The sequence below is a fragment of the Rathayibacter sp. AY2B3 genome (genome assembly GCF_002931755.1).
In the GTDB taxonomy this organism is placed as follows: domain Bacteria; phylum Actinomycetota; class Actinomycetes; order Actinomycetales; family Microbacteriaceae; genus Rathayibacter.
Genome location: NZ_PSUG01000011.1, coordinates 32011 through 45037 on the forward strand (window position 1 = coordinate 32011; position 13027 = coordinate 45037).

Genomic DNA, 13027 nt, shown 5'->3' on the forward strand with positions numbered 1-13027 from the left:
ACCAGCCGCGAAGGGTGAGAATGGCTGCATGAGCGTGCGCACCCCTGACCCGAACTCCGGGTGGCTGTCCGACGACGAACTCGCCGAGATCCGCCGGCGGCTCCCGCTGCTGTACGTGGAGGCCGTGCCCGTCCGCGTCGACGGGCTCGGGCAGGTCACCGAGGTCGGCGTGCTCCTGCGCGCGACCTCCTCCGGCCAGATCACCCGCACGATCGTCTCCGGCCGGGTGATGTACGGCGAGACGCTGCGCGACGCGCTGTTCCGCCACCTCGAGAAGGACCTCGGCCCCATGGCCTTCCCCCTCCTCCCGGCGAGCCCGCTCCCCTTCCACGTCGCCGAGTACTTCCCCATGCCCGGTATGGGACCGTTCACGGACGACCGCCAGCACGCGGTCTCGCTCGCCTACGTGGTCCCCGTCACCGGCACCTGCGACCCCCGCCAGGACGCGCTCGAGCTCACCTGGATGACGCCCGACGAGGCCTGCTCCGACGCGATCTCGGCCGAGATGGAGGGCGGGCGGGGCGCGCTGCTCCGCGCCGCCTTGGCCTCCGTGGGCCGGCTGTCCTAGCGGCGCGGAGCGGTCTTCTTGCGCGCCGCGTGGCGGCGCGCCGCGGTCGGCTCTCAGGGACGGCCGGGCGGATGGAGCGTCGGGCGTTCGCCTAGACGGATTCGCTGGCACGCGAATCCGCCGTTCGGCTCGTGGACCCGGTGTCCCACTCGGCCTCCTGCGATGGGGCGTGGAGAGGTGGCGGCGCTGACCGGCGACGGCGCAGCGAAGGGGATCGCCGACTCGCGACGCGGTGAGGACTTCCGGACCTCCCTGCGCGGGACTCCGCCCTGAGTTGTTAAGCGAGAACGACGAAGGGCCGGAGCCTGCGACCTGTGGTCGCGGGCTCCGGCCCTCCGTGATTCTGTCGTCCTCACCAGGACGCGCGCTGTCCCGCGATCACCGATCGCCCGGCCCCCGGACCAGCCGCTCCCCGCGAGGCGAACGGTCGATCCGCGTGCGAGCGGATCGGCCTAGCCGGTCGTGACTCGCTCTGCGGATCGCGACCGTCCTGCCGGCCGACCGCGGTGCGCCGCTCTGCGGCGCACTCGAAGGCACAGGCGAACGGTCGATCCGCGTGTCAGCGGATCGGCCTAGCCGTTCGCGACACGCTCTGCGCGTCGCAACCGTGCTTGAAGCCGACCGCGGTGCGCCGCTCCGCGGCGCACTCGAAGGCACAGGCGAACGGTCGATCCGCGTGTCAGCGGATCGGCCTAGCCGTTCGCGACCCGCTCTGCGCATCGCAACCGTGCTTGAAGCCGACCGCGGTGCGCCGCTCCGCGGCGCACAGAACGGCTCAGCCCTGCGCGCGGCGGCCGCCGCGGCGGGCGCCGCCGCCGGCGGACTCGCGAGCGGGTGCGGCCGAGGACGCGCCACCGGTCGCGGTGCTGTAGAACGAGCGCGATCCGCCCGAGGTCGAGGGGGCGCCGGCGGCCGAGCGGCTGCGGCCTCCGCGGGCGCCGCCGCGGGCGGGTCCCTCGGCGGCGGTGCGGTCGCGGCGGGGGCGGTCGCCTCCGCCGGTCGCGGCGCCCGTCGAGCGTCCGCCGCGGGGTGCGGCGGTGCCCTCGGTGCGGGCCGCGCGCTTGCGCTGCGCGTTGGCGCCCTGCGAGCGTCCGCCCTGCGACTGGCCGCGGGCGGGCTCGACGACCGCGCTGGGGGTGACGAACGGAGCGACGTCGCCGACGAGCTTCGCGACGGCGGCCGAGTCGGCCGTCACCTGCTGGGGCGCAACCTGGATCGCGGCCTTGCGCAGGAGGGTCTTCACGTCGCTGCGCTGCGTGGGCAGGACGACGGTGACGACGTCTCCCTCGCTGCCGGCGCGGGCGGTGCGGCCCGAGCGGTGCAGGTACGCCTTGTGCTCCATCGGCGGGTCGACGTGGATGACGAGCTCGACGTCGTCGACGTGCACGCCGCGGGCGGCGACGTCGGTGGCGACGAGGACCTTGACGGTGCCGGCGCCGAACGCGGCGAGGTTGCGGTCGCGGGCGACCTGCGAGAGGTTGCCGTGCAGGTCGACCGCGGGTATGCCCTGGCCGGTGAGCTGCTTGGCGAGCTTCTTCGCGTGGTGCTTGGTGCGCATGAAGAGGATGCGGCGGCCGGTGCCGGACGCGAGCGTCTTCACGAGCGCGTTCTTGGCGTCGAGGCCGTCGACCTCGAACACGTGGTGGGTCATCAGCGCGACGGGCGAGTTGGCCTCGTCGACCGAGTGGAGCACCTCGTTCTGGAGGTACTTCTTGACCAGCTTGTCCACGCCGTTGTCGAGCGTCGCGGAGAACAGCAGGCGCTGCCCGCCGCGGGGGGTCTTGTCGAGGATGCGCGTGACGACCGGCAGGAAGCCGAGGTCGGCCATGTGGTCGGCCTCGTCGAGCACGGTGATCTCGACGGCGTCGAGGTTCACGAAGCCCTGCTTCATCAGGTCCTCGAGGCGGCCCGGGCAGGCCACGACGATGTCGACGCCCTGCTTGAGCGCCGCGACCTGGCGCTGCTGCGAGACGCCTCCGAAGATCGTGGTGGTGACGATGCCGTAGGCGTCGGCGAGGGGCTGCATCGCGGCGGTGATCTGCGTGGCGAGCTCGCGGGTCGGCGCGAGGACGAGTCCGAGCGGGCGGCCGGGGCGGCGGCGTCCGCCGGCGAGGGAGCCGCCGAGGCGGGCGATCATCGGGATGGAGAAGGCGAGGGTCTTGCCGGAGCCGGTCTTGCCGCGGCCGAGGACGTCGCGTCCGCCGAGCGTGTCGGGCAGGGTGTCGACCTGGATCGGGAAGGGCTCGGTGATGCCGCTCGCGGTGAGCGCGGCCACGAGGGGGGCCGGCACGCCGAGGGCGCTGAAGGAGAGGGGGGTGTTCGACATGGAGTGGTGCCTTTCGGGGGCATCATGCCGATCGAGGACGCGCAGGCGGTGGCCGGGGGCGCGGGTGATCGGCGTTCGGGCGAAGGTGACGGTGGTCACATCCGTTCGCCGTACGATTCGGTGCGCGCGGCCGGGAGCCTCATGCACGTGCGCCAGATGGTCGGGACGGATCCTCGACGGTCAGAGTCCTAGGGGACAAGGGGCGTTCTACGACGCGGGGGAGCGCAGTCGCTGCGCTCGCACCCTCCTACTCTAGTGGATGCCGATCCATCCGCGCATCGCGGCCTGCACGCGGGAGCCGTCGAGGTCGCTCAGCTTGGTCCCGACGAAGTCGCCCGCCCAGTCCGAGGTCTGCATGCGGAAGGCCGGCTCCGGGTCGCGCAGCGTCTTCAGGATGACGGCGGCGACGTCGGACGGGTCCTGCGCGTGGGTCGAGGAGAAGGACGACGCGGCGCGGTCGAGATAGGCGCCGAGCGCCGGCGCGTAGGGGCCGGCCTGCGCGAGCATCGCCGCCGCGTCGATGCCGACGTTCTCGACGAAGCTGCTGCGGACCGCTCCCGGCTCGATCAGCGACACGTGGACGCCGACGGAGGCGGCGACCGGGGCGAGCGCCTCGAAGAACCCCTCGACCGCGAACTTCGCCGCGCAGTAGTCCTCGTTGAAGGGCTGCCCGATCGCGCCGCCGACGCTCGAGACGGTGACGATGCGGCCGCGGGACGAGCGCAGCATCGGCAGCGCGGCGCGGGTGACCGCGACGGTGCCGAAGAAGTTGACCTCCATCACGCGGCGCAGCTCCTCCGGATCCTCCAGCTCGAGGGTGCCGAGATGGCCGGCTCCGGCGTTGTTCACGAGGGCGTCGAGACCACCGAGCTCCTCCTCCACGGCGCGGAGGCACCCGGCGACGGAGTCCGCGTCGGTCACGTCGAGCGCCCGCAGGTCGAGCTCGACGCGGGCCTCGGCGGCGGCGGCGCGCAGGCCCTCCGCCCGCTCCGGATCCCGCACCGTGGCGACCACCCGCCAGCCTGCGCGTGCGGCCTCGATCGCGGTGGCGCGGCCGATGCCGGTGGAGGTTCCGGTGACGAGGAGGACGGGACGGGGCATGCGGCTTTCCTGCTTTCCGGCGCGGGACGGCGCCGCCCGGAGGCTATCGGCCGACCCTCCGAGAACGTCCAGGGTCGGCGTCAGCCCCGGTAGCGCTCGCCGACCGGCACCTCGACCGCCAGCCGGTTGCCCGCCTGGGCGAGCGGGCAGGCCCAGGCGGGGTCGTAGGCGCAGGAGGGGTTGTAGGCGAAGTTGAAGTCGAGCACCAGCGTCCCCGGGGCGGAGCCCGGGCCGAGGTCGGCGCCCTTCACGGTGTCCAGGAGGTAGCGGCCGCCGCCGTAGGTGCCGCCGGGGGTCCCCGCGAGGGCGTCCTTGACCGGCAGGAACAGGCCCCCGCCGTAGGAGGCGAGCCGCCAGACGTCGAGGCTGCCGGCGTCGGGCACCTCGACCGTGCCGATCAGCTCGAAGGGGACGGTGCCGTCGGTGCCGGTCTCCACGTCCATCCGCCGCGCCTCCTCGGCGGGAGCCACCTCGAGCTCGAAGCGCCAGGCCGCGTCGTAGGGCGCGATGGGCAGCGAGCGGAAGTGCGCGCGATCGGCCGGCAGGAGCGGAGTGAAGGGGTGCTGCGCGAAGAGCGCGTTGCGCCCGCGGATCCAGGACGCGTGCGCGGCGAGAAGGTCCACGTTCGAGAGCCGACGCACCTCCGCGTAGAGGGCCTGGACGTGGCGGCGCCAGTCCGACACCTCGACCGCGGTCGTGAGGCGGCGGCGGGGCGAGACGGCGTCGTCGTCGTCCTGCTCCTCCTCCTCGGCGGAGGGCCACTGCAGCCGCAGGAGCTCCGAGCGCGACAGCTCGGTCTCCTCCTCGGCGACGCCGTCGGGGCTCATGCGGCGGACTCCCCGCGCGGGCGGGTGTCGGCGCCGAGATCGTGGCGCCAGGTCGGGGCGAGGGAGCGGATGCGGATGCCGCGCCACTGCCAGAACGCCCACATCGACGGCCAGAGTGCGGCCGAGGCGAGGCCCGCCGAGAACTCGAGGCGGTCGCGGAAGAGCGTGCGCCCGTCGGGGAGCGGGGCCACGGCCATGCGGTGGTCCCATGCGGTGATCAGGCGGAGGGAGCCGGTGAGCGGCCCGCCGCTGTCGCGCAGGATCCGCACATCGGGCATCGAGGGGACGCGGCGGTAGGAGAGGTCGATCTCCTGCGCTCCCATCGGCACGATCCCGAGGGCGTCCATCGCGACCTCGTGGGAGCCCAGCCCCCAGGTCGGGCGGAAGCCGCCCTCGTCCAGCGACGCGGCGGTCAGGAGCGGGGACATCACCTCCCGGAACACGGCCGGACTCTGCAGGGCGCGCCAGGCGGAGTCGGCGTCGGTGTCGAGCACGTGCTTGAGCATCACCTTCACGAGGGACATCCTCCTCCGCCCGCCCCTGCGCGGGAACCGGGTGCGCGCGGAGCCCCGGACGTGTATGCGCGTCAGGGCTCGCTAGCGTGTCAGGGTGACCGCTCCCGCCGCCTCCGTCGACCAGTCGACCTATCAGATCCGCTTCGAGTGGGGCGCCCGCGCCCTCCGCGTGCTCGCCCCCGCCCACGTCACGGTGCTCGTCGACGCCCTGCCCGGAGGCGAGGGCCCGGACCTCGGGGCGGTGGAGGGCCGCGTCGTCCGCTCGGGCCTGGCCGACCGCTCGGCCGTCGCCCGCTGGATCCTGGAGCGCCAGCACGAGAACGGCGGGCGCACCAGCGTCAACGTGATCGCCCTGGGCGACGTCGACGAGAGCGGAGCGGTGCGGTTCGCGATGGAGGACCAGCTGGCCGCCGGCGCCGTCGTCGACGCGCTCATCGGGCTGGGCATCGATCACGTCTCGCCCGAGGCCGCGGTGGCCTGCGCGTCCTACGAGGGCCTGCGCCGGGCGTGCGCGCACCTGCTCACCGCGTCCGAGTCCGGCCGTCTGCTCGCCGCCGAGGGGCGGGCGGACGAGGTCCGCGCCGCCGCGAGGGTCGACACCGTCGACGAGGTGGCGATCCTCCGCTGACCCGCCGCTCCGGCGGGCGCTGCCTCCGCGCGGTGCTGGACGTCCGCGGAGCGCACAAGCCCCTGCGGATCGGAGCCGCCGCCTCGACCACGCGCCCGCCCCCGGCGTAGCGTTCGGCGGAGGCGGTCCCTCCGCCCCCGCCCTGACCGAAAGCTGGCCCGCATGAAAGCCGTTCTCCACGACGTCGTCCTCGCCGACGCCCCCGACTCCGACCTGATCTCGATCGAGGGCAACTGGTACTTCCCGCCGTCGAGCATCGCCGAGGGCGTGCTCGTCGAGAGCCCCACCCCCTACACCTGCCCGTGGAAGGGCGAGTGCCAGTACTTCTCGGTGCAGACCGGCGACGGTCTGCAGAAGGACAAGGCCTGGTCGTACCCGCACCCCTACCCGACGGCGTTCGACCGCGTCGGTAAGGACTTCTCGGGCTACGTCGCCTTCGACCGCTCGGTCCGCGTCTCCGACTGACCCGTCCCGCCGCGGCGCTGCTCCCGGTGCCGCGGCGGTCCGTCAGCCGCGCGGGGCGGCGGCGCGCGCCCGGTAGGCCCGGACCTTCGCCCGGTTCCCGCAGCGCTGCATCGAGCACCAGCGGCGCGAACCGGCGCGCGACGTGTCGAGGTAGAGCATCCGGCACTCCGGATCCGCGCAGCGCCGCAGCCGTCCGGCCACGGCCGGCCCCAGCAGCCCCACGGCCTCGCGGGCGATCGACGCGAGCGCCTGCCGGCCCGCCGCATGGAGCCGTCCGGCCTGCCGCGATCCGCCGCTCAGCACCGGCGGGATGTCGGGCATCGCTGCGACCAGGTTGACCACGTCGACGTCGCGCGGATCGAGAGCGGTGCCGGCCTCGGCCGCGACGGCCAGGCGCGCGATCGCGCCCCGGAGCATCAGCGCGTCGTCCAGGCGCGCGTCCCGGCTGTCGGGGCCGACCGCCTCGAAGCGCTCGGCGAGCCAGGCGGCCAGGGCGGCGTCGGAGTCGAGGTGCTCGGCCGCGCCCGCGGGCAGTGCTCCGGTCGTGGCGAAGTCGAGTGCGAGGCTGCCGGAGTCGAACCACCAGCGTCGGCCGTCGGCCTCGGGGAGCCACTGGCCGGTGACCGGGGTGCGGCCGCCGTGCGGAGCCTCGTCCGGGCTCACGGCGCCGGGACCGGTCGGCGGCGCCACTGGATCGCGTTCGCGGGCTCGAACCGGCGCGCGCAGCGGCCGCAGGCCAGGGGCCGGGTGGGTCGGCGGTGCCGGTAGAAGAGGTGGCCGCCCGGGCAGGTGCCGACCCACGGAGCGAGCTCGTCCGCGGTCGGGTTGCTGTGGGTGCGCGATCCCGTGTAGCCGAGCCGCCCAGCGATCCGCCGCCACTGAGGTCCGTGCCCGGCGTCGGGACCGGCGAGCGCGTGCGCGACCTCGTGCAGGAGGGTCTGCCGGACCTCCTCGTCGCTCCAGCGGGCGGCGAGGAGGCGCGAGACCGTGATCCGGCGGCGCGTCCAGTGGCAGGCGCCGCCGCGGGTGCGGGCGTGGTCGAGCGCGAAGGACCAGGAGGGGTCGAGGTGCTCCTCGATCAGCGCGTCGGCCCAGCGGGCCACGTCGTCGAGGTCGGCCACCGGTGGCGCTGCCTAGGACTCGTCGCCGTCGGCGCGGCGGCGGCCGCGGGCGGTGCCGTCGGCGCGGGGTGCGCGGTCGGACCCGTCCTGGAACTCGGACGCGGCGGCGTAGCCCAGGCGCGCGACCTCGAGCTCCTCCTCGGGGACCCCGACGCGCTCGCCGAGTGCGGTCGCGGCGTCGAAGTCGCGCATCGCCCGGCCGTACTCGCCCAGCTCGAAGAAGGTGAGGCCGCGGTGCTTGAGTGCGAAGGAGTGCTCGAGGTGCCACTCGTGCGTGCGCGCCTCCTCGACGCAGAGCGCGAGCTCCGAGAGGGCCTCGTCGGTGCGGCCCCGGAGCTGCATGAGGCGGGCGCGGCGGACGCGGGCGGTGAGCAGCTCGGCGCGGTCGCCGGAGAAGCGGGTGCGGCGGACGGCCTCGTTCGCGAGGTCCCACGCCTCGTCGACGCGCCCGAGCAGGCGCAGCAGCTCCGCCTTCTCGGTGAGCGCGGCGAGGCTGCGCAGCGCGCCGATCTCCTCCAGGCGCTCCTGGGCGGCGTCGACGTCGATCTCCTCGTGGAGGGTCGCGGGGTCGTGGCGGATGATGATGCTCAGGGCGATGCTTCCTCGTGGAGTGCGGATCCGGATCGTCGCGCGCGGCGGACGAGAGGACGGTCGGGGTCGCTGACCCCGGCGTCGAGTGTACCGGCGGGTCCCCGGACGGCGCCCCGACGCGCGGCCCGGGTCAGCCCCGCCGCACCTGGAAGATGCTCCGCGCCGGCAGCGGCGACGGGGTCGCGGTCTCGTCCGTGACGACGAGGGCGCCGGCGATGAAGTTCTCGAGCTCCCGTCCCTGCACGAGCTTGGAGGGCGCGGGGTCGGAGGCGAGGCGCCGCGGCAGGCCGTCGAGCGGCAGCGGATCGGCGGAGGCGAGCATCACCACGTTCCCGAAGCGCTTGGCCTTGAGCATCTGGGTGTCGGTCATGATCGCGGTGTGCGCGAAGACGGAGGCGAGCGTCGCGGCCTGGGCGCGGGCGAAGGCGAGCGCGCCGCCGTCGGCCACGTTCACGGCGACGAGGCCGCCGGGGGCGAGCAGCGGCGCGATCGCCCGGTAGAACTCGGCGCTGGTCACGTGCGCGGGCGTGCGCGCGCCCGAGAAGATGTCGACCACGACCACGTCGACCGTGCCGCGCAGCCCGGGCGGCAGCTTGCCGAGCACCTCGCGGGCGTCGCCCTGGCGGATGCGGATCTGCGCCCCACGGGGGAGCGGGAGCGCCTCGCGCACCAGCTCGACCAGAGCGCCCTCGATCTCGACGACCTGCTGGCGCGAGCCCGGCCGGGTCGCGGCGACGTAGCGGGGGAGGGTCAGCGCTCCGGCTCCCAGGTGCAGCGCCGTGACGCTCTCGCCCTCGGGGGCGACGAGGTCGATCGCGTGGCCGATCCGGCGGACGTACTCGAAGGAGAGGTGCGTCGGGTCCGCGAGGTCGACGTGCGACTGCGGAGTGCCGTCGACGACCAGGGTCGCCGCCTCGGGCGAGTGCCGGTCGGGCTCGATCTGCGCGGTGTACCCGCTGGCGAGCACGGCGCGAGGGTGCTCGGAGTCGTCTCCGCGTCGGCGGCCGGTGCGTTCCTGCATCCGACCAGTCTGCCGCGACGGCGGGATCGCGGGGCTCCGCGCCCCGGCCCGCTCGGGACGATCCGGGAGGCCGTGGCCTCGTATACCGGACCCCGCGGGGCGGCGCAAGCATCCGCACTTGCGCGGCGTGGCGCGATACGGCTATATTCGTACTTTGCGCTCCCGAGTACCCATGCCCTCATATCGCGGTCGGCAGGTCACCGGAACCCGGCATCAGATGGTGGATGCCGTTGCCACACTCTAGCCCCGCCCCCAAGACCGAGTCGCCTCGGTCCGCACGGCGTGCGGGCAGGGGTGGCGGCCCGTCCGGCGGGAGCCCACTCCACACATCCCACAGATTGAGACCCGCGAGGGTCTACGGAGGTTCCTTCCTTGGCTGCTGCGTCCACCGCGACCACCACCTCACCCAAGAACGGACGCGGAGCTTCGCGTCTCTCGTTCGCCAAGATCAGCGACACCCTGACCGTTCCGGATCTGCTCGCGCTGCAGACCGAGAGCTTCGACTGGCTCGTCGGCTCGGAGGCGTGGAAGACCCGCGTCGCCGAGGCGAAGGCCGCCGGCCGGGAGGACCTCCCCGCCAACTCCGGACTCGACGAGATCTTCGAGGAGATCTCCCCGATCGAGGACCTCAGCGAGACGATGCAGCTGAGCTTCACGAACCCGTACCTCGAGCCCGAGAAGTACACGATCGAGGAGTGCAAGGAGCGCGGCAAGACCTACGCCGCTCCGCTGTACGTCGAGGCCGAGTTCATGAACCACCTCACGGGTGAGATCAAGACCCAGACGGTCTTCATGGGCGACTTCCCGCTGATGACCGAGAAGGGCACGTTCATCATCAACGGCACCGAGCGTGTCGTCGTGTCCCAGCTCGTGCGCAGCCCCGGCGTCTACTTCGAGCGCCAGCAGGAGAAGACGTCCGACAAGGACATCTACTCCGCCCGCGTCATCCCGAGCCGCGGCGCCTGGCTCGAGTTCGAGATCGACAAGCGCGACCAGGTCGGCGTGCGCATCGACCGCAAGCGCAAGCAGTCGGTCACCGTGTTCCTCAAGGCCCTCGGCCTGACGAGCGAGGAGATCCTCGAGCAGTTCGCCGGCTACGAGTCGATCGAGCTGACCCTCGAGAAGGACAACATCCTCACCAAGGAGGACGCCCTCCGCGACATCTACCGCAAGCTCCGTCCGGGCGAGCAGGTCGCCGCCGAGGCCGCCCGCGCGCTGCTGGACAACTTCTACTTCAACTCCAAGCGCTACGACCTCGCGAAGGTCGGCCGCTACAAGATCAACCGCAAGCTCGGCATCGACAAGGCGCTGTCCGACTCGGTGCTGACGGTCGAGGACATCATCGCGACCATCAAGTACCTGGTCGCCCTGCACGACGGCCGCACCGCCCTCCCCGGCGTGCGCGACGGCGAGGCGGTCGAGCTGCGTCTGGACGTCGACGACATCGACCACTTCGGCAACCGCCGCATCCGCGCGGTCGGCGAGCTGATCCAGAACCAGGTCCGCACCGGACTGTCCCGCATGGAGCGCGTCGTCCGCGAGCGCATGACCACGCAGGACATCGAGGCGATCACCCCGCAGACCCTGATCAACGTGCGCCCCGTCGTCGCCGCGATCAAGGAGTTCTTCGGGACCAGCCAGCTGTCGCAGTTCATGGACCAGAACAACCCGCTCGCGGGTCTGACCCACAAGCGCCGCCTGTCGGCGCTCGGCCCCGGCGGACTCTCCCGTGAGCGCGCCGGCGTCGAGGTCCGCGACGTCCACCCCTCGCACTACGGCCGCATGTGCCCGATCGAGACCCCGGAAGGCCCGAACATCGGCCTGATCGGTTCGCTCGCGTCCTTCGCGCGCATCAACTCGTTCGGCTTCATCGAGACGCCGTACCGCAAGGTCGTCGACGGCACCGTCACCTCGCAGATCGACTACCTCACCGCGTCCGAGGAGGACGAGTACCTGGTCGCCCAGGCGAACGCCCCCCTCACGAAGGACTTCCGCTTCGCGGAGGGCAAGGTCCTGGTCCGCCCCAAGGGCGGAGAGGTCGAGCTCGTCGACGCCGAGCGCGTCCACTACATGGACGTCTCGCCGCGCCAGATGGTCTCGGTCGCGACCTCGCTGATCCCGTTCCTCGAGCACGACGACGCGAACCGCGCGCTCATGGGCGCGAACATGCAGCGTCAGGCCGTCCCGCTGCTGCGCAGCGAGTCGCCCGTCGTCGGAACCGGCATGGAGGGCTTCGCGGCCATCGACGCCGGCGACGTCATCACCGCCGACAAGGCCGGTGTCGTCCAGGAGGTCTCCGCCGACTCCGTCACCGTCCAGCTGGACGAGGGCGGCACGCAGACCTACTTCCTCCGCAAGTTCGACCGCTCCAACCAGGGCACCTCGTACAACAACCGCGTGGTCGTCTCGGCCGGCGAGCGCATCGAGGTCGGCGAGGTCGTCGCCGACGGCCCCGCCACCGAGAACGGCGAGCTCGCGCTGGGCAAGAACCTGCTCGTCGCGTTCATGCCGTGGGAGGGCCACAACTTCGAGGACGCGATCATCCTCAGCCAGAACCTGGTGAAGGACGACGTCCTCTCCTCGATCCACATCGAGGAGTACGAGGTCGACGCCCGCGACACCAAGCTCGGCAAGGAGGAGATCACCCGCGACCTGCCCAACGTCAGCCCGGAGCTCCTGGCCGACCTGGACGAGCGCGGCATCATCCGCATCGGAGCCGAGGTCCGCCCCGGCGACATCCTCGTCGGCAAGGTCACGCCCAAGGGCGAGACCGAGCTCTCGGCCGAGGAGCGCCTGCTCCGCGCGATCTTCAACGAGAAGAGCCGCGAGGTCCGCGACACGTCGCTGAAGGTGCCCCACGGCGAGCAGGGCACGATCATCGGCGTCAAGGTGTTCGACGCGCAGGACGGCGACGACGAGCTCGGCTCGGGCGTCAACCAGCGCGTGGTCGTCTACATCGCCCAGAAGCGCAAGATCACCGAGGGCGACAAGCTCGCCGGCCGCCACGGCAACAAGGGCGTCATCTCGAAGATCCTGCCGGTCGAGGACATGCCGTTCCTCGCCGACGGCACCCCGGTCGACATCGTCCTCAACCCGCTCGGCGTCCCCGGCCGCATGAACTTCGGCCAGGTCCTCGAGATCCACCTCGGGTGGATCGCGAAGCAGGGCTGGAAGGTCGAGGGCCAGCCGGAGTGGGCCGCGCGCCTGCCCGAGCACGCCCGCGAGGCGGCGCCCGGCACCAAGGTCGCGACCCCCGTCTTCGACGGTGCGGCGGAGGAGGAGCTCGCAGGGCTGCTCGACTCCACCACCCCGACCCGCGACGGAGAGCGCCTGATCGGCTCGTCCGGCAAGACGCAGCTGTTCGACGGCCGCTCCGGGGAGCCCTTCCCGGACCCGGTCTCGGTCGGCTACATGTACATCCTGAAGCTGCACCACCTCGTCGACGACAAGATCCACGCGCGCTCGACGGGCCCGTACTCGATGATCACCCAGCAGCCGCTCGGTGGTAAGGCGCAGTTCGGCGGACAGCGCTTCGGCGAGATGGAGGTGTGGGCCCTCGAGGCCTACGGCGCCGCCTACGCCCTCCAGGAGCTCCTCACCATCAAGTCGGACGACATCCTCGGCCGCGTGAAGGTGTACGAGGCCATCGTCAAGGGCGAGAACATCCAGGAGCCCGGCATCCCGGAGTCCTTCAAGGTCCTCATCAAGGAGATGCAGTCCCTGTGCCTGAACGTCGAGGTCCTCTCGGCCGACGGCACCGCGGTCAGCCTGCGCGACACCGATGACGAGGTCTACCGCGCCGCGGAAGAGCTCGGCATCAACATCTCCTCCCGGTTCGAGTCGTCCTCCGTCGACGACATCTGA

General features: G+C 72.6%; 12 protein-coding genes. 4 read left to right on the plus strand and 8 right to left on the minus strand.

The window, feature by feature from the left end; translation table 11 throughout:
* Positions 1-28 precede the first annotated feature (28 nt).
* The gene (locus C5C24_RS05380) at positions 29-568 is read left to right on the plus strand and encodes an NUDIX hydrolase family protein (RefSeq protein WP_104276996.1); all 540 of its coding nucleotides are present in this window, start codon (positions 29-31) and stop codon (positions 566-568) included.
* A 775-nt stretch (positions 569-1343) separates the two neighbouring features.
* On the opposite strand, the gene C5C24_RS05385 is transcribed toward C5C24_RS05380, so the two are convergent.
* The 4 genes from C5C24_RS05385 to C5C24_RS05405 form a co-directional block, all read right to left on the minus strand.
* On the minus strand, positions 1344-2894 hold the full coding sequence (locus C5C24_RS05385; protein ID WP_104304481.1) for a DEAD/DEAH box helicase: 1551 nt from the start codon (positions 2892-2894) through the stop codon (positions 1344-1346).
* A gap of 252 nt (positions 2895-3146) precedes the next feature.
* Positions 3147-3995 carry an SDR family oxidoreductase gene (locus tag C5C24_RS05395; protein WP_104304483.1) on the minus strand — a complete coding sequence of 283 codons (849 nt, stop codon included), beginning with the start codon at positions 3993-3995 and terminating at the stop codon, positions 3147-3149.
* An 80-nt stretch (positions 3996-4075) separates the two neighbouring features.
* A complete protein-coding gene (locus tag C5C24_RS05400) occupies positions 4076-4822 on the minus strand; it encodes a DUF1684 domain-containing protein (RefSeq protein ID WP_104304484.1) in 747 nt (248 codons plus the stop codon).
* On the minus strand, positions 4819-5346 hold the full coding sequence (locus tag C5C24_RS05405; RefSeq protein WP_258065059.1) for a hypothetical protein: 528 nt from the start codon (positions 5344-5346) through the stop codon (positions 4819-4821). Before C5C24_RS05405 ends, C5C24_RS05400 begins: the two co-directional genes overlap by 4 nt.
* A gap of 85 nt (positions 5347-5431) precedes the next feature.
* On the opposite strand from C5C24_RS05405, the gene C5C24_RS05410 reads away from it, so the two are divergent.
* A complete protein-coding gene (locus C5C24_RS05410) occupies positions 5432-5965 on the plus strand; it encodes a 2-phosphosulfolactate phosphatase (protein WP_104304485.1) in 534 nt (177 codons plus the stop codon).
* A gap of 162 nt (positions 5966-6127) precedes the next feature.
* On the plus strand, positions 6128-6430 hold the full coding sequence (locus C5C24_RS05415) for a DUF427 domain-containing protein (protein WP_104277002.1): 303 nt from the start codon (positions 6128-6130) through the stop codon (positions 6428-6430).
* Positions 6431-6472: 42 nt separating this feature from the next.
* Here C5C24_RS05415 and C5C24_RS05420 read toward each other — a convergent pair whose 3' ends face one another.
* The 4 genes from C5C24_RS05420 to C5C24_RS05435 all read right to left on the minus strand — a co-directional run bounded on the left by C5C24_RS05420 (position 6473) and on the right by C5C24_RS05435 (position 9163).
* Positions 6473-7093 carry a CGNR zinc finger domain-containing protein gene (locus C5C24_RS05420; protein ID WP_104277026.1) on the minus strand — a complete coding sequence of 207 codons (621 nt, stop codon included), beginning with the start codon at positions 7091-7093 and terminating at the stop codon, positions 6473-6475.
* Positions 7090-7551, minus strand: a complete 462-nt coding sequence (locus C5C24_RS05425; RefSeq protein ID WP_104304486.1) for a SprT-like domain-containing protein — start codon at positions 7549-7551, stop codon at positions 7090-7092. The genes C5C24_RS05420 and C5C24_RS05425 overlap by 4 nt, the downstream gene beginning before the upstream one ends.
* 12 nt (positions 7552-7563) lie before the next feature.
* The gene (locus tag C5C24_RS17875) at positions 7564-7893 is read right to left on the minus strand and encodes a hypothetical protein (RefSeq protein ID WP_181110095.1); all 330 of its coding nucleotides are present in this window, start codon (positions 7891-7893) and stop codon (positions 7564-7566) included.
* Between the two features lie 379 nt (positions 7894-8272).
* Entirely contained in the window at positions 8273-9163 is an 891-nt protein-coding gene (locus C5C24_RS05435; RefSeq protein WP_104277004.1) for a spermidine synthase, read from the minus strand.
* A gap of 372 nt (positions 9164-9535) precedes the next feature.
* Here C5C24_RS05435 and rpoB point away from each other — a divergent pair, with 372 nt between their 5' ends.
* A complete protein-coding gene (gene rpoB / locus C5C24_RS05440; RefSeq protein ID WP_104247589.1) occupies positions 9536-13027 on the plus strand; it encodes a DNA-directed RNA polymerase subunit beta in 3492 nt (1163 codons plus the stop codon).

What these genes read in the sequence shown, in the direction of transcription:
- C5C24_RS05380 (WP_104276996.1), top strand. Translation starts at nt 29, where the DNA reads ATGAGCGTGCGCACCCCTGACCCGAACTCCGGGTGGCTGTCCGACGAC.
- C5C24_RS05385 (WP_104304481.1), bottom strand. Translation starts at nt 2,894, where the DNA reads ATGTCGAACACCCCCCTCTCCTTCAGCGCCCTCGGCGTGCCGGCCCCC.
- C5C24_RS05395 (WP_104304483.1), bottom strand. Translation starts at nt 3,995, where the DNA reads ATGCCCCGTCCCGTCCTCCTCGTCACCGGAACCTCCACCGGCATCGGC.
- C5C24_RS05400 (WP_104304484.1), bottom strand. Translation starts at nt 4,822, where the DNA reads ATGAGCCCCGACGGCGTCGCCGAGGAGGAGACCGAGCTGTCGCGCTCG.
- C5C24_RS05405 (WP_258065059.1), bottom strand. Translation starts at nt 5,346, where the DNA reads ATGTCCCTCGTGAAGGTGATGCTCAAGCACGTGCTCGACACCGACGCC.
- C5C24_RS05415 (WP_104277002.1), top strand. Translation starts at nt 6,128, where the DNA reads ATGAAAGCCGTTCTCCACGACGTCGTCCTCGCCGACGCCCCCGACTCC.
- C5C24_RS17875 (WP_181110095.1), bottom strand. Translation starts at nt 7,893, where the DNA reads ATGCAGCTCCGGGGCCGCACCGACGAGGCCCTCTCGGAGCTCGCGCTC.
- C5C24_RS05435 (WP_104277004.1), bottom strand. Translation starts at nt 9,163, where the DNA reads ATGCAGGAACGCACCGGCCGCCGACGCGGAGACGACTCCGAGCACCCT.